The 15,307-nt window shown below is 71.6% G+C and carries 11 protein-coding genes; 8 read left to right on the forward strand and 3 right to left on the reverse strand.

What is annotated here, in order from left to right:
* Nucleotides 1–100: 100 nt before the first annotated feature.
* The 4 genes from VGH85_09830 to VGH85_09845 all read left to right on the forward strand — a co-directional run bounded on the left by VGH85_09830 (nucleotide 101) and on the right by VGH85_09845 (nucleotide 5,244).
* Nucleotides 101–1,702 (forward strand): ABC-F family ATP-binding cassette domain-containing protein, encoded by a 1,602-nt coding sequence (locus VGH85_09830; GenBank protein HEY2174094.1) that lies wholly within the window; start codon nucleotides 101–103, stop codon nucleotides 1,700–1,702.
* 129 nt (nucleotides 1,703–1,831) lie between these two features.
* Nucleotides 1,832–2,044, forward strand: a complete 213-nt coding sequence (locus VGH85_09835) for a helix-turn-helix domain-containing protein (protein HEY2174095.1) — start codon at nucleotides 1,832–1,834, stop codon at nucleotides 2,042–2,044.
* 66 nt (nucleotides 2,045–2,110) lie between these two features.
* Entirely contained in the window at nucleotides 2,111–4,024 is a 1,914-nt protein-coding gene (locus VGH85_09840; protein ID HEY2174096.1) for an ABC transporter ATP-binding protein, read from the forward strand.
* Entirely contained in the window at nucleotides 4,021–5,244 is a 1,224-nt protein-coding gene (locus tag VGH85_09845; GenBank protein HEY2174097.1) for an MFS transporter, read from the forward strand. Before VGH85_09840 ends, VGH85_09845 begins: the two co-directional genes overlap by 4 nt.
* A gap of 9 nt (nucleotides 5,245–5,253) precedes the next feature.
* Here VGH85_09845 and VGH85_09850 read toward each other — a convergent pair whose 3' ends face one another.
* The 3 genes from VGH85_09850 to acnA all read right to left on the reverse strand — a co-directional run bounded on the left by VGH85_09850 (nucleotide 5,254) and on the right by acnA (nucleotide 10,248).
* Entirely contained in the window at nucleotides 5,254–6,015 is a 762-nt protein-coding gene (locus tag VGH85_09850; protein ID HEY2174098.1) for an SDR family oxidoreductase, read from the reverse strand.
* An 83-nt stretch (nucleotides 6,016–6,098) separates the two neighbouring features.
* The gene (locus VGH85_09855) at nucleotides 6,099–7,214 is read right to left on the reverse strand and encodes a TIGR03118 family protein (protein ID HEY2174099.1); all 1,116 of its coding nucleotides are present in this window, start codon (nucleotides 7,212–7,214) and stop codon (nucleotides 6,099–6,101) included.
* A gap of 310 nt (nucleotides 7,215–7,524) precedes the next feature.
* Complete coding sequence (gene acnA / locus VGH85_09860) at nucleotides 7,525–10,248, reverse strand: aconitate hydratase AcnA (GenBank protein ID HEY2174100.1); 2,724 nt, start codon at nucleotides 10,246–10,248, stop codon at nucleotides 7,525–7,527.
* Nucleotides 10,249–10,372: 124 nt separating this feature from the next.
* On the opposite strand from acnA, the gene VGH85_09865 reads away from it, so the two are divergent.
* The 4 genes from VGH85_09865 to VGH85_09880 all read left to right on the forward strand — a co-directional run.
* Nucleotides 10,373–11,149 carry a Sir2 family NAD-dependent protein deacetylase gene (locus tag VGH85_09865; protein HEY2174101.1) on the forward strand — a complete coding sequence of 259 codons (777 nt, stop codon included), beginning with the start codon at nucleotides 10,373–10,375 and terminating at the stop codon, nucleotides 11,147–11,149.
* 40 nt (nucleotides 11,150–11,189) lie between these two features.
* Nucleotides 11,190–12,176, forward strand: a complete 987-nt coding sequence (locus VGH85_09870) for a phosphatase PAP2 family protein (protein HEY2174102.1) — start codon at nucleotides 11,190–11,192, stop codon at nucleotides 12,174–12,176.
* 33 nt (nucleotides 12,177–12,209) lie between these two features.
* A complete protein-coding gene (locus VGH85_09875; protein HEY2174103.1) occupies nucleotides 12,210–13,748 on the forward strand; it encodes an AMP-binding protein in 1,539 nt (512 codons plus the stop codon).
* 176 nt (nucleotides 13,749–13,924) lie between these two features.
* On the forward strand, nucleotides 13,925–15,307 hold a 1,383-nt coding region (locus VGH85_09880; GenBank protein HEY2174104.1), incomplete at its 3' end, for a C40 family peptidase.

Raw genomic sequence — 15,307 nt, forward strand, 5'->3', positions numbered from 1 at the left:
CCGGCCGGCACGACGTAAACTGCTCCGGTGATCAGTCGAACCTGTTGAGGCGGCCACGCACCGACGTGGCCCGCCCCTTCTCACCCTCAGCGAGACTACTGTGATCACCGCTTCCGCACTCGAGCTGCGCGCCGGGTCGCGCATCCTGCTCAGCGACACCTCCCTCCGGGTCCAGCCCGGCGACCGGATCGGCCTGGTCGGCCGCAACGGGGCCGGAAAGACCACCGCCCTGCGCGCGCTCGCGGGCGAGACGCTGCCGTTCGGCGGCACCATCGACCGGCGCGGCGAGGTGGGCTACCTCCCGCAGGATCCCCGCACCGGCGACCTCGCCGTCACGGCCCGGGACCGGGTGCTCTCGGCCCGCGGCCTCGACGCGCTGATGCAGGACATGGAGAAGGCGCAGGTCGCGATGGCCGGCGCCGTCGACGACTCCGTGCAGGGCCGCGCCGTACGCCGGTATGGACAGCTGGAGGACACCTTCTCCGCGCAGGGTGGCTACGCCGCGGAGAGCGAAGCCGCCCGGATCTGCGCCAACCTCGGCCTGCCCGACCGGGTACTCGCCCAACCGCTGCGCACCCTCTCCGGCGGGCAGCGCCGGCGGATCGAGCTGGCCCGGATCCTCTTCTCCGGCGCCGAGACGCTGCTGCTGGACGAGCCGACCAACCACCTCGACGCCGACTCGATCGGCTGGCTGCGCGACTTCCTGCGCGGGCACGACGGCGGACTGGTGGTCATCAGCCACGACGTCGAGCTGCTCGACCACATCGTGAACAAGGTGTGGCACCTCGACGCCAACCGCGCCGAGATCGACCTCTACAACGTCGGCTGGAAGACCTACCTGCAGCAGCGGGAGACCGACGAGCGGCGCCGGCACCGCGAGCGCGCCAACGCCGAGAAGAAGGCGGCCGCGCTGTTCGCCCAGGCGGACAAGATGCGGGCCAAGGCGACCAAGGCCGTCGCGGCGCAGAACATGGCCCGCAGGGCCGAGCGGATGCTGGCCGGCACCGAGGCGGACCGGCGGGCCGACCGGGTCGCGCGGGTGCGCTTCCCGACCCCCGCGCCGTGCGGCCGGACCCCGTTGACCGCCGGCGAGCTCTCGAAGTCCTACGGGTCGCTGGAGGTCTTCACCGACGTCGACCTGGCGGTCGACCGGGGCGGGCGGGTCGTCGTCCTCGGGCTGAACGGCGCCGGCAAGACGACGCTGCTGCGGGTGCTCGCCGGCCTCGAACCGGCGGACACCGGCGCGGTGCACCCGGGCCACGGGCTGCGGATCGGCTACTACGCGCAGGAGCATGAGACGCTCGACGTCGACCGCACCGTGCTGGAGAACATGCGGACGACGGCGCAGGACAGCACGGACACCGAGCTGCGCCGCATCCTCGGCGCCTTCCTCTTCTCCGGTGACGCCGCCGACCAGCGCACCGGGACGCTCTCCGGCGGGGAGAAGACCCGGCTCGCCCTGGCCGCGCTGGTCTGCTCCTCGGCCAACGTGCTGCTCCTCGACGAGCCCACCAACAACCTCGACCCGGCATCGCGGGAGCAGGTGCTCGACGCTCTGCACAATTTTGCCGGCGCGATCGTGCTGGTGACCCACGACGAGGGCGCGGTGCAGGCGCTGCACCCCGAGCGCGTCATCCTGCTGCCGGACGGGATCGAGGACGCCTGGAGCGAGGAATTCGTCGATCTGGTGGCGCTGGCCTGACCGGGCCGCAGGCCGACCCGGCACCGACCCGAATCCGGGGTCGGCTGGCCGTGGCCGCCGACCTGGGTGATCATGGGATTGCTGGACCCGGTTTCTGCCGGGAAACGGCGCGTGCGAGGAGGATGCCCCGTGGCCGACCTGAAGAAGGGCGCCCGGATCACCGGTGCGACCCGCGACAAGCTCGCCGTCGATCTGCGCAAGAAGTACGACTCCGGCAAGAGCATTCGCGCCCTGGCGGACGAATCGGGGCGGTCCTACGGGTTTGTCCACCGGATCCTGTCCGAGTCGGGAACGACCCTGCGGGGCCGCGGGGGGCCGACCCGGCGGAGGAAGAAGTCCTAGCCGGTCGTCCGCCGTCCGGGGAACACCGCGGGCGGCGGTCGCGTTGTCGACGACCGTGGTGAGCACATGACGATGGCCGGCGGGCGCCGTTCTCTGCGCGCCTTCTCCAGCGATCCGCAGGTGACCCGTCGGAAGCTGGCTCCGGGCACCGTCCGGCGGATCGCCCGGTTCGCGGCGCCGTACCGCCGTCAGCTCATCGTCTTCTGCGTGCTGATCACCTTCGACGCGGCGATCGGGGCGGCGAACCCGCTGATCTACCGGTCGATCCTCAACAACGGCATCCTCGGCCACAACGTCGGACTCATCGTGGCGCTGGCCGGCCTCATCGCCGGCCTGGCCGTCTTCGACGCGCTCCTGTCACTGGGCCAGCGATGGGTGTCGGCCCGGGTCGGCGAGGGACTCATCTACGACATGCGCTCCGCGGTGTTCTCGCACGTGCAGCGGATGCCGATCGCCTTCTTCACCCGGACCCAGACCGGCGCCCTCATGAGCCGGCTCAACAACGACGTACTCGGCGCCCAGCAGGCCTTCACCGGGACCCTGTCGACCGCGGTCAGCAACCTGCTGACCGTGGTGCTCGTGCTGGCCGCGATGTTCGCGCTGTCCTGGCAGCTGACCCTGAGCTCGCTGGTCCTGCTGCCGGTCTTCCTGCTGCCGGCCCGCTGGATGGGCCGCAAGCTGCAGGGCATCACCCGGGAGTCCTACGCCCTCAACGCGACCATGAACACCACGATGACCGAGCGGTTCAACGTCGCCGGCGCGCTCCTGGTGACGCTGTTCGGTCGCCGGCACGAGGAGGACGAGGCGTTCCGGGCGCGGGCCGGGCGGGTCCGCGACATCGGCATCACCCAGGCGATGTACAGCCGGGTGTTCTACGTCTCGCTGATGCTGACCGCGGCGCTGGCCACCGCGATCATCTACGGCTGGGGCGGGCGGCAGGCGGCGCTCGGCGAGCTCAGCGTCGGCACGGTCGTCGCGCTCACGGCGTACCTCAACCGGCTCTACGGCCCGCTCACCGCCATCTCCACCCTCAACGTCGACGTAATGACCGCCCTGGTGTCCTTCGAGCGGGTGTTCGAGGTGCTCGACCTCAAACCGATGATCACCGACGCGCCGGACGCCGTCCCGCTGCCCGCCGATGCCCGCACGATCGAATTCGACCGGGTCCGGTTCGGCTACCCGACGGCCGAGGAGGTGTCGCTGGCGTCGCTCGAGGACGTCGCCGTCCTCGACGACCGGCCCAGCGAGGAGGTCCTGCACGAGGTGTCCTTCCGGGCCGAGGAGGGCGAGCTGATCGCCCTCGTCGGACCCTCCGGCGCAGGCAAGACGACCATCTCCCAGCTCGTCCCGCGGATCTACGACGCCCGGGCCGGCGCCGTGCTGATCGGCGGACACGACGTGCGCACGGTGACCCAGGACTCGCTGCGCGCCGCGGTCGGCGTCGTGACCCAGGACGCGCACATGTTCCACGACACGATCCGGGACAACCTGCTCTACGCGAAGCCGGAGGCCACCGAGGCCGAACTGCGGGCGGCGATCGAGGCGGCCCAGATCGCAAGCCTCGTCGACCGGCTGCCCGACGGCCTCGACACCGTGGTCGGCGACCGCGGCTACCGGCTCTCCGGCGGCGAGAAGCAGCGGATGGCGATCGCCCGGCTGCTGCTCAAGGCCCCCCGGATCGTCATCCTCGACGAGGCCACCGCGCACCTGGACAGTGAGTCCGAGGCCGCCGTACAGCGTGCCCTGTCCGCGGCGCTGCGCGGTCGCACCTCGCTGGTCATCGCGCACCGGCTGTCGACGGTGCGCGACGCCGACCGCATCGTCGTTCTCGACGCCGGCCGCGTCGTCGAGTCCGGGCGGCACGCCGAGCTCCTCGTCCACGACGGCCTCTACGCCGAGCTCTACCGCACGCAGTTCCGGCACCAGGAGGACGACGACCCCGTGGAGCCCGAGCAGGTGGAATCGGCGATCCGGCCGTGAGCCGCGACGACGTGGCGGCCGGACGCCGCGAGGCATCCGGCACCGGGCGGGTCAGCCGCCGCCTGGCGTTTCCGCTGGTCGGCTACGCGTTCGCGGTCACGATGCTCGGCACGACGTTGCCCACCCCGCTCTACCCGCTCTACCAGCACAACATCGGCTTCTCCGGCTTCATGGTGACGGTGATCTTCGCCGTCTACGCCATCGGCGTGGTCGGTGCCCTGCTCTGCTTCGGCCAGCTCTCGGACCAGATCGGCCGGCGGCGGGCGCTCATCCCGGGCCTGCTGCTCTCGGCGCTGAGCGCGGTGGTCTTCCTCACCGCCGGCGGCCTGCCGGCGTTGTTCATCGGGCGGGTCCTGTCGGGACTGTCAGCCGGCATCTTCACCGGAACGGCGACCGCCGCGCTGGTGGACTTCGCCCCGGAGGGCCGCCGCGGCCGGGCGACGCTGGTCGCGACCCTCGTCAACGTCGGGGGCCTCGGCCTCGGCCCGCTGCTGGCCGGACTCCTGGCCGAATACGCCCCCCTGCCGCTGCGGCTCCCGTTCATCGTCGATCTCGCTCTGCTGGTCCCGGCCCTGATCGCCGTCATCGTGATACCCGAGCCGGTCGACGTCCGCGGAGGCGTCCGGATCCGGCTGCAACGGCTGCGGGTCCCGCCCGAGGTGCGGTCGGTGTTCGTCCCGGCGGCGTTCGTGGGCTTCGCCGGGTTCGCGGTGCTGGGGCTCTTCACCGCCGTCGCGCCGGCGTTCCTGGGGCAGGTGCTGCAGCTGCCCAACCACGCCCTCACCGGCGTGGTGGTGTTCGCCGTCTTCGCCGCGTCCGCGGTAGGCCAGCTCGCCCTCGGCCTGTTCCCGGGGCGCATCGCACTCCCGGTCGGGAGTCTCGCGCTGATCGTCGGGATCGGGATCGTCGCCGTCGGCCTGGGCGTCGAGTCACTGGCCCTGCTGCTCATCGGCGGGATCGTCGCCGGACTGGGGCAGGGGCTGAGCTTCCGCGCCGGGCTGACGGCGATCACCGGCGGCACACCGGCCAATCGCCGGGCCGAGGTGACCTCGAGCTTCTTCGTCGTGCTCTACGTCGCCCTCGCCGTACCGGTGATCGGCGTCGGCCTGGCCGCGCAGGGCATCGGCCTGCGGTCGGCCGGGATCGCGTTCGCCGGTGTCGTCGCCGCCCTGGCCGCGGTCACCCTCGTGATGCAGCGACGGCAGACAGCCGCCGCGTGAGGCGCGCCGCTACAGGCACCGCAGGGCGCCGCCGTCGACCTGCAACATCACGCCGGTGATGTAGGAGGCGGCCGGGGAGAGCAGGAACGCCGCGGCCCGGCCGAGCTCCGCCGGCTCGCCGTAGCGGCGGAGCGGGATGATGGCCTCGCCCCGTCGCCGCGCTTCTTCGGGGTCGCCGCTCTTGGCGTCGAGCTCCTTCAGCCGGTCGGTGGCGATCCGGCCGGGGAGCAGGCCGTTGACCCGGATGCCCCGCGGACCGAGTTCGTCGGACAGTGTCTTCGCGGCCATTGCCAGGCCCGGCCGGAGCCCGTTGGAGATCGCCAGGCCACTGATCGGCGACCGCACCGAGCTGGACAGCACGAAGGCGATCGAGCCGCCGTCGGCGAGCCGGTCGGCCAGCGTCGTGGCGAGTCGCAGCGCACCGAGGAAGACCGATTCGAAGGCCGCCCGCCATTGCTCGTCGGTCGCCGCGGTGGCCGAGGTCGCCGGTGGGCCGCCGACGCTGATGAGGGCCCCGTCCAGCCGGCCGAACGAGCTCAGCGCGGCGCCGGCCAGCCGGTCCGGCGTCGCCGGGTCGGCGAGGTCCGCGGCCACACCCGTCGCCTGCGTCGGGCCGCCGAGTTCGGCGGCCGCCGTGGTGACGGCGTCGGTGCTGCGCGAGGAGACGACGACCCGGGCGCCCTCGTCGACCAGCACCTGTGCGGTCGCGCGCCCCAAGCCGCGAGATCCCCCGGTGACGACGTACACCCGTTCGTTCAGTCCGAGATCCATGCCACCGATCCTGGCGCACGGTCGGGGCCGGACCGGAGGTGGGGGCGACTCGCCGGCCGCGGCGGTCGCCCCCACCGTCGGTGTCAGTCGGCCGGCCTCAACAGCCCGACCAGTCCGTGCATCTCGCCGTCGGGTCCGGCGCTGAAGAGCACCGTTCCCGCGCCACCGGTGGTCGCGGTGCCGGGGATGAGTGACCACAGCCCGTCGATCCTGACCGCGTGGCCGTTCGCCCTGCGGAGCAGACCGCGGAAGTTGTTCCAGCGGTCGAAGGTGCTGATCCGGCCGTCACCGAAGTTGCCGATGAGCAGCTGCCCCGCGTGGCGCCCGAAGGTGCTCGGGGCCCAGGTCATGCCCCACGGCGCGTTGAGCGTCCCGCGGCTGGCGACCCGGTGCGGGAAGAGACCGATCGCGGAGTAGCGGTCCACGAAGCCGAGCCCGGGACCGTCGACCTCGTCATGCCGCATGGCGTCCTGCTTGGCGTAGCTGACGTAGATCGAGTTGTTCAGGACCGCGACGTTGAACGGAGCGTAGCCGCGAGGCAGCCGTGGGTCGGTGAAGAACGGCCGGGGGAGTGGCACGCGGTGGAACTTCGAGTTGAACACGTCGATCCGGCCGTTGTGGAAGTCAGCGGCCAGCAGGAACGGGCCGGCCGGGGTCTTCAGCAGTGCGAGGCCCTTGAAGACCGCGTTCTTGACGTGGGCGACGGTGAGGGCGGTGGTCGGCGCGGCGGCCGGGTTCCAGGCCTTGATGTCGCCCGCCTCGGTGTCGAAGATGAACGGCGCGGCTCCCGAGCCGGCCTTCGAGGAGACGACGAAGTCGGTGGTGTCGTTGAACACCTGACCGGTCGGGCCGCCGGCGACATCGACCTCCAGCGGGGGCTTCACCACCGGCGAGCCGGCGACTCCGCCCGAGTAGAGCGTCGCGGAATCCGACCCGTTGTTCGCCGACCACAGCGGGCTGGTCGGGGACTGGGCGAGTCCCCACGGGTTGATCAGTTTCGGATCCATGAACTGGGCCTTGCCGGCCTGGTCCGAGACGAGATTGACCTGCTTGACGCCGTGTGCGGCGGCGGGGGCGGTCGAGCCGGATGCCGGCCCCGCGACCCCGATCCCTGCGGCGATCAGAGCGGGCACGGCGAGCAGGCTCGCGCCGGCCAGGCGCGGGCCGCGCGGAATGAGCTGGGAGACCTTGGTGCGCATCGGTGCCTCCAGGCGATGTCCGGCTGCGCGGGCGCGCAACCTTCCGCGAGCACACGGATTGCCGACGCCGTCGGTTCACCATCGCGGCAGTTTTTTCCGGCCCGGCTGACCAAAACGCACTCCGAGTGCGTTATGGGGGCGCCGTACGGCGTGTCGCGGACCACAACGCACTCGGAGTGCGTTTTGGTCGGCGGGCCCTGGGTCCCCGGCACCGTGGACAAAACCCACTAGTAGTGGGTTGTGGACGGTGCGTACGGCGTGTCGTGGACCAGAACCCACTAGTAGTGGGTTTTGTCCAGGCCGGCCGGGGTCAGTCGGCGTCGCGCAGGGAGCGGAGCACGTAGGGCATGATGCCGCCGTGCCGGAAGTACGCCGCCTCTCCCGGCGTATCGATCCGCACGATCGCGGTGAACTCGGTGTCGTCGGCACGCACGGTCACCTCGTGCGGGGTGTCCCCGTCGTTGATCGCCGCGATGCCGGTGATCGAGAACGTCTCCTCGCCGGTCAGCTTGAGCGTCGCCGCGGTCTCCCCTTCAGCGAACTGCAGCGGCAGCACGCCCATCCCGAGCAGGTTGGACCGGTGGATCCGCTCGAAGGACTCCGCGAGCACCGCCCGCACCCCCAGCAGGGTCGTCCCCTTTGCCGCCCAGTCGCGCGACGATCCGGAGCCGTACTCCTTGCCGGCCAGCACGATCAGCGGCACACCGGCCTCGGCGTAGTCCATCGCCGCGTCGTAGATCGTGGCCTGCTCACCGGTCAGCAGGTTGCGGGTCATCCCGCCCTCGACACCGGGAACGAGCTGGTTGCGCAGCCGGATGTTGGCGAACGTGCCCCGGATCATCACCTCGTGGTTGCCGCGCCGCGAGCCGTAGGAGTTGAAGTCCCGGCGCTGTACGCCGTGCTCGGTGAGATAGGCGCCGGCCGGCGAGTCGGTCTTGATCGCCCCGGCCGGGGAGATGTGGTCCGTCGTCACCGAGTCGCCGAGCTTCGCCAGCACCCGCGCGCCGGAGATGTCCTCGACCGGCGCCGGCTCGGCCTGCATGCCCTCGAAATAGGGCGGACGGCGGACGTACGTCGACTCCGGGTCCCAGGCGAATGCGTCGCCCTCCGGGGTCTGCAGGGCCGCCCACCGCTCGTCGCCGGCGAAGACGTCGGCGTAGTCGCGGGTGAACATCTCCGACGCGATCGCCGAGTCGATGACGTGCTCGATCTCCTGGCTGGTCGGCCAGATGTCGCGCAGGTAGACCGGGTGCCCGTCGGGGTCCGCGCCGAGCGGCTCGCCCACCAGGTCGACGTCCATGCTCCCGGCGAGCGCGTAGGCCACCACCAGCGGCGGCGACGCGAGGTAGTTCATCTTCACGTCGGCGTTGATGCGGCCCTCGAAGTTGCGGTTGCCCGACAGGACCGCGGCGACGGCGAGGTCGGCGTCGTTGACCGCAGTGCTCACCGCGTCCGGCAGTGGCCCGGAGTTGCCGATGCAGGTCGTGCAGCCGTAGCCCACCAGGTTGAAGCCGAGCTTCTCCAGGTAGGGGATCAGCCCGGCCCGCTCGTAGTAGTCCATGACGACCTTCGACCCCGGGGCGAGCGTCGTCTTGACCCACGGCTTGCTGGCCAGGCCGCGCTCGACCGCCTTCTTGGCCAGCAGCGCCGCGCCGAGCATGACCTGCGGGTTGGAGGTGTTGGTGCACGACGTGATGGCGGCGATCACGACGGCGCCGTGATCGATCTCGGTCCTGGTGCCGTCCTCGAGCACCACCGGAGTCGGACGGCTGGTCCGCCCGGAGCCGTTGCTCGACGGCGCGTCCGACGCCGGGAAGGACTCCTTGCCGGTCTCGTCGTCGTCCTCGACGTAGTCCGGCAGGACGTCGCGGAACCCTGCCTTGGCGTCGGAGAGGGCGATCCGGTCCTGCGGCCGCTTCGGCCCGGCGATCGACGGGACGACGGTGGCCAGGTCCAGCTCGAGCGTCTCCGAATACTCCGTCGACGCCGTCGGGTCGTGCCAGAGCCCCTGCTCCTTGCTGTAGGCCTCGACCAGCGCCACCTGCTCCTCGCTGCGGCCGGTGAACCGCAGGTAGCGGATGGTCTCCTCGTCGATCGGGAAGATCGCGCAGGTCGACCCGTACTCCGGGCTCATGTTGCCGATCGTCGCCCGGTTGGCCAGCGGGACGGCCGCGACGCCCGGGCCGAAGAACTCCACGAACTTCCCGACGACGCCGTGGGCGCGCAGCATCTCGGTGATCGTGAGGACGAGGTCGGTGGCGGTCGCGCCCTCCGGCATCGCGCCGGAGAGCCGGAACCCGACCACGGAGGGAACGAGCATGCTGACCGGCTGGCCGAGCATGGCCGCCTCGGCCTCGATGCCGCCGACGCCCCAGCCGAGCACGCCGAGCCCGTTGACCATCGTCGTATGCGAGTCGGTGCCGACCAGTGTGTCTGGGTAGGCCACGCCGTCGCGGGAGAACACGACGCGGGCGAGGTGCTCGATGTTGACCTGGTGGACGATGCCGGTGCCCGGCGGTACCACCTTGAACTCGTCGAACGCGGTCTGTCCCCACCGCAGGAACTGGTAGCGCTCCCCGTTGCGCTCGTACTCCAGTTCGACGTTGCGCTCGAAGGAGTCGGGCGCGCCGAAAACGTCGGCGATCACCGAGTGGTCGATGACCAGCTCCGCCGGAGCCAGCGGGTTGATCTTCGTCGGATCGCCGCCCAGGGCCTTCATCGCCTCCCGCATCGCGGCCAGGTCGACGACGGCCGGCACGCCGGTGAAGTCCTGCATGACGACGCGGGCCGGGGTGAACTGGATCTCGCGGGACGGCCGAGCCGTCGGGTCCCACGCGGCCAGGGCGCGGACGTCGTCAGCGGTGGTCCGGACGCCGTCCTCGGTGCGGAGCAGGTTCTCCAGCAGGATCTTGAGGGAGTACGGCAGCCGGTCCGCGCCGTCGACGGCGGCCAGCCGGTAGATCTCGTGGTGGGTTCCGTCGACGTCGAGCGTGCCGCGGGCACCGAAGCTGTCCTGGCTGGTCGCGCTGCTCACCGGGGCTCCTCTCGCTGCGGATATTCACATCCTTCCCCATCGGCACCTATCGCGATCGGGTCGGGTCCGCGCCTGCCGCTGGCACGGGCGCGCGGGCCTTTGTACCGTCGCGGTGGTGGGGACGGTGACGGACGAGACGGACGCCGACCTGCGCCGTGCCGCGGCGCTGGTCGGCGGCGCCCCACGCATCACCGTGCTCACCGGTGCGGGGATCTCCACCGACAGCGGCATCCCGGACTTCCGCGGACCGGACGGCGTGTGGACCCGTGATCCGTCGGCGCAGCGTCGGGCGACGCTCTCGACCTACGTCGCCGACCCGGAGGTACGCCGGGCCGCCTGGGCCAACCGGCGGAACAACCCGGCCTGGGCCGCCGAGCCGAACACCGCCCACCACGCCCTGGTCGAGGTGGAGCGGTCCGGCCGGCTCCGGGCGATCGTCACCCAGAACATCGACGGCCTGCACCAACGGGCCGGCAGCGACCCGGCACTCGTCGTCGAACTGCACGGCACCGTGCGGGAGGTGGCCTGCCTGTCCTGCGGCGACCGCGCGCCGATGACGGCGGCGATCGCCCGGGTCGACGCGGGTGAGCCCGACCCGCTCTGCCTGCGGTGCGGTGGGCTGCTCAAGTCGGCCACCATCTCCTTCGGGCAGCGCCTCGACGAGGAGGTCTTCCGGTCCGCCGCCGACGCGGCGAGCGAGTGCGACGTGTTCCTCGCCGTGGGGAGTTCGCTGTCCGTGCAGCCCGCGGCCGGGCTGACCCGGGTCGCCGCCCGGGCCGGGGCGCGGGTGGTGATCGTCAACGCCACGCCGACGGCGTACGACGGTCTCGCCGACGCCGTGGTCCGGGTACCCATCGGCGCCGCGCTGCCGGCCCTCGCGACGGCGGTGCGCGGCCACTGAGCAATCCCGGTCCGCCCGCGTAGAATCACCGACCGTGACGATGGCGGGCTCCTCGGTCGAGGCTGACGAGAGATCCGCCGCCGACGAGGCACATGAGCGGCGCTGGCGCACGATCCGCCGCCGGGCTGTGGTGGGTTACGCCCTCGTCCTGGTGATCTTCATCGTGACCGTCGGCGTACCGGAGGATCGCGAAGGCCTGCTGCTGTGGATCCTCGCCGCCCTCGGCATCCGCTGCCTGGGGCGGGGCTGGGCCAGCTTCCGCCGGGTACTGATCGACTGGCTGCCCTTCACCGCGGTCCTCATCGCCTACGACTACACCCGCGGGATCGCCGACAACCTCGGCATCGCCACCCACGTCATCGAGCCCGCACACGCCGACATGTGGCTGTTCCACGGCGTCCTGCCGACGTACTGGCTGCAGCAGCACCTCTTCGTCCCCGGGCATCCGCGGTGGTACGACGCGGTCGTCACCCTCGTCTACACCTCCCACTTCCTCGTCACCCCGATCGCGGCGGTGATCCTGTGGGTGCGCAACCGGCAACGCTGGGTCGGCTTCATCACCCGGATCATCGTGCTCTCGCTGGCCGGGCTGCTGACCTACGTGCTCTACCCGATGGCCCCGCCGTGGTACGCCGCCCGCGCGGGCCTGATCGAGCCGGTCCGGCGGATCTCCTCGGTCGGCTGGCAGGTGCTCGGCCTCAACCACGCCGGCAGCGTCCTGGCCGGCGCGCAGGCCTCGGTCAACGCCGTCGCGGCCATGCCGTCCCTGCACACCGCGACCGCCACGCTGATCGCGCTTTACTTCATCCCGCGGGCTCCGTGGTGGGGCAAGATCCTGCTCGCCTGCTACCCGCTGCTCATGGGCCTGGCGCTCGTCTACTCCGGTGAGCACTACGTCCTCGACCTGCTCTTCGGCTACGTCTACGCCGTCGTGGTGATGGTCGTGGTCGGTGCGGGGGAGCGATGGTGGGCCGGCCGCCGACGTCATCGGCAGACCCTCTCGCCGGGAGCGGTGTCGCAGAGTTAGCGTGGGCCACGCTCCCGGCAGGAGAGGCTCGTCATGCACGTTCCGCTGACCACGCAGGATTTCCTCGACCGCGGCGCGGCGGTCTACCCGCAACGCACCGCGATCGTCGACGAACCCGACCAGCCGGCGGAGGGGCTGCGCTCGCCCACGTTCGCCGAGCTCGAGTCCCGGGTCCGGGCGACCCAGGCCGGCCTCGACGCCCTCGGTGTCGGGGAGGGCGAACGGGTCGCCGTCGTCAGCCACAACGCGGGCCGCCTGCTGGAGCTGCTCTACGCCGTCCCGTCCTCGGGCCGGATCCTGGTCCCGATCAACTTCCGGCTGCGGCCGGACGAGATCGACTACATCGTGGCCAACAGCGGCGCCGACGTGCTGCTCGTCGACCCCGAGCTCGCCGAGCGGCTGGAACGCGTCAAGGTCAGGCACCGGTTCGTCCTCGGCCGCCCGAGCGACGAACATCTGCTCCGCTTCGACCGCGAGCCCCGCGGCTGGTCGGCACCGGACGAGGACGCGACCGCCACCATCAACTACACCAGCGGCACCACCGCCCGACCCAAGGGCGTCGAGCTCACCCACCGCAACATCTGGACCAACGCGGTGACCTTCGGGCTGCACACCACCGCGAACGACCGCGACGTCTACCTGCACACGCTCCCGATGTTCCACTGCAACGGCTGGGGGATGCTCTACACCACCGCGGGCCTCGGCATCCCGCAGATCGTGCTGCGCAAGGTCGACGGCACGGAGATCCTGCGCCGGGTGCAGCGCCACGGCGTCACCCTCATGTGCGGCGCACCGGCGGTCTGGAACGCCGTACTCGATGCGGCCACGGCGTGGGACGGCGAGATCCCCGGTCGAGGCCGGGTGCGACTGGTCTGCGCCGGCGCGCCTCCGCCGTCGCGCACCATCGAGCGGATCGAGACCGAGCTCGGCTGGGAGTTCATCCAGATCTACGGACTCACCGAGACGTCGCCGCTGCTGACCATCAACCGGCGGCGGGCCGAGGACGACGAGTTGCCCGCGGCCGAGCGGGCCAAGCGGCTGTCCCGGGCGGGGGTGCCGGCGCTCGGCGTCCAGGTCGCGATCAGTGACACCGGGGAGGTTCTCGCCCGGTCCAACGTCGTCCTCGGCGGCTATTGGGACAACCCGGCGGCGTCGGCCGAGGCGCTCGACGGCGGCTGGTTCCACACCGGCGACGGCGGATACGTCGACGAGGAAGGGTTTCTCGCGATCTCCGACCGGATGAAGGACGTCATCATCACCGGCGGGGAGAACGTCTCCTCGATCGAGGTGGAGGACTGCGTCTTCTCCCACCCGGCCGTCGCCGAGGTCGCGGTGATCGGGGTCCCGGACGAGAAGTGGGGCGAGACGGTCAAGGCGCTCGTCGTCCTGGTCGACGGGGCGAAGGTCGACGAGGCCGAGATCATCGGGCACTGCAAGGCCCGGATGGCCGGCTTCAAGGCCCCGACGTCGGTCGAGTTCCGCGATGAGATCCCGCGCACGGCGACCGGCAAGGTCCAGAAATTCGCCCTTCGCGCCGCGTACTGGGACGACCGGGAGCGTCGAGTCAACTAACGACACGCCGAAGTTTAAAGGCTTATGTCGGCATTATTCTCAATGTGACGGAAGTTTTCGGCGTTGCTTCTGGCGCCATTGTGACCAGTGGTGGCATTGTGACCGCTGGCACAGTTACGCATTGATGCCATGGCCGAACGCTGAGTGCCAAACGGTGAGCCGGGGGTGGCCCGCTCGTGGAACGACGCAGCGCCAGAATGCTGGGGATCGCCCTGATCGGGGTCATCACCCTCGCCGTACTCCCCGCCGAGGCGTTCGCAGCGCCGCACAACCCGTCGGACGGGCAGCTCGCCGCAGCCGCGCAGGCCAAGGCGGCGCGGGCCCGCGACGTCGGGCGACTGCAGGGGATGGTGGCCAAGGCCGACGGCGACATCGCCCGGTTGGGCGCCGACGCCGAGCTGGCGGGCGAGCGCTACAACAAGGCGGTCGCGGACTACGGCGCCGCCCAGCAGCGGGCCGCCGAGGCGAAGGCCGCGGCGACCAAGGCGACCGCCAAGGTCTCGAGCGCTCGGTCGACCGTCGGGAAGTTCGCCCGCAGCAGCTATATGCAGGGCAGCATGCTCGGCTCCTCGACGGCGCTGCTCAGCTCCAGCGGACCCGCCGACCTCGTCGAGCGGGCCGGGCTGCTGCAGGCCGCGGGGGAGCACCATCTCAGCGTCCTGGACGGCTACCAGAGCGCGACCGTCGCCAAGGCCAACGCCGACTCGGCCGCCCGGTCGGCGGTCCGGGCGATGAGGGCCGCCAAGGCGACCGCGGCGGATGCCAAGGCCGCCGCCGAGGCGAAGGTCACGGCGGCGCGGACGCAGCTCGCCGCCCTGCAGGCCCGCAAGACCTCGCTCGAAGGCCAGCTCGTGCAGGCCCGCGCCCGGCTCGCCGGGCTGCAGAACGCCCGCCAGGCCTACCTCAACTGGAAACGCGAGCAGGAGGCCGCCGCCCGCCGGGCCGCCATCGCGCGGGCGAAGGCGGCCGCCGCCGCCCAGGCAGCGGCCGAGCAGGCGGCGGCCAACGCCCGCGCCGACGCGGCCGCGCGGGCCCGGGCGGCCGCCGCGGCGCAGTCCCGCGCGCAGGCGGCGTCCCAACAGGCAGCGTCCCAACAGGCGGCACCGCAACAGGCGGCACCGCAACAGGCGGCGCCAGCCGCGCCGGCCCTACCGGCCGCCCCGGCCGCGGTCACCATGAGCGCCGCGGTCAGCGCGGGATGGAGCGCCGACAAGGGCGCCGCCGCCGTCGCCGCTGCGATGCACTGGCTCGGCACGCCCTACGCCTGGTCCGGCGGGACGGCGTCCGGGCCGAGTTACGGCATAGCACCGGACACCGGGATCCTCGGCTTCGACTGCTCGGGGCTGGCGCTCTACGCCTGGGCGCAGGAGGGGGTCACGCTGCCCCACTTCAGTGGCTACCAGTACGACTCCGGGAGTCACCCGTCGATGAACGACCTGATGCCGGGCGACCTGCTGTTCTGGTCCTACGACGGCACCCCGGCGAGCATCCACCACGTGGCGATCTACATCGGCGGCGGCCAGGTGCTCGAGGCACCCCAGAGCGGCGACGTCGTGAAG

This window comes from Mycobacteriales bacterium (genome assembly GCA_036497565.1).
Classification (GTDB): domain Bacteria; phylum Actinomycetota; class Actinomycetes; order Mycobacteriales; family QHCD01; genus DASXJE01.

Excerpts from the sequence above, each read along its gene's own strand:
- VGH85_09840 (HEY2174096.1), top strand. The coding sequence starts at position 2,111 with ATGACGATGGCCGGCGGGCGCCGTTCTCTGCGCGCCTTCTCCAGCGAT.
- VGH85_09850 (HEY2174098.1), bottom strand. The coding sequence starts at position 6,015 with ATGGATCTCGGACTGAACGAACGGGTGTACGTCGTCACCGGGGGATCT.
- VGH85_09855 (HEY2174099.1), bottom strand. The coding sequence starts at position 7,214 with ATGCGCACCAAGGTCTCCCAGCTCATTCCGCGCGGCCCGCGCCTGGCC.
- VGH85_09870 (HEY2174102.1), top strand. The coding sequence starts at position 11,190 with ATGGCGGGCTCCTCGGTCGAGGCTGACGAGAGATCCGCCGCCGACGAG.
- VGH85_09875 (HEY2174103.1), top strand. The coding sequence starts at position 12,210 with ATGCACGTTCCGCTGACCACGCAGGATTTCCTCGACCGCGGCGCGGCG.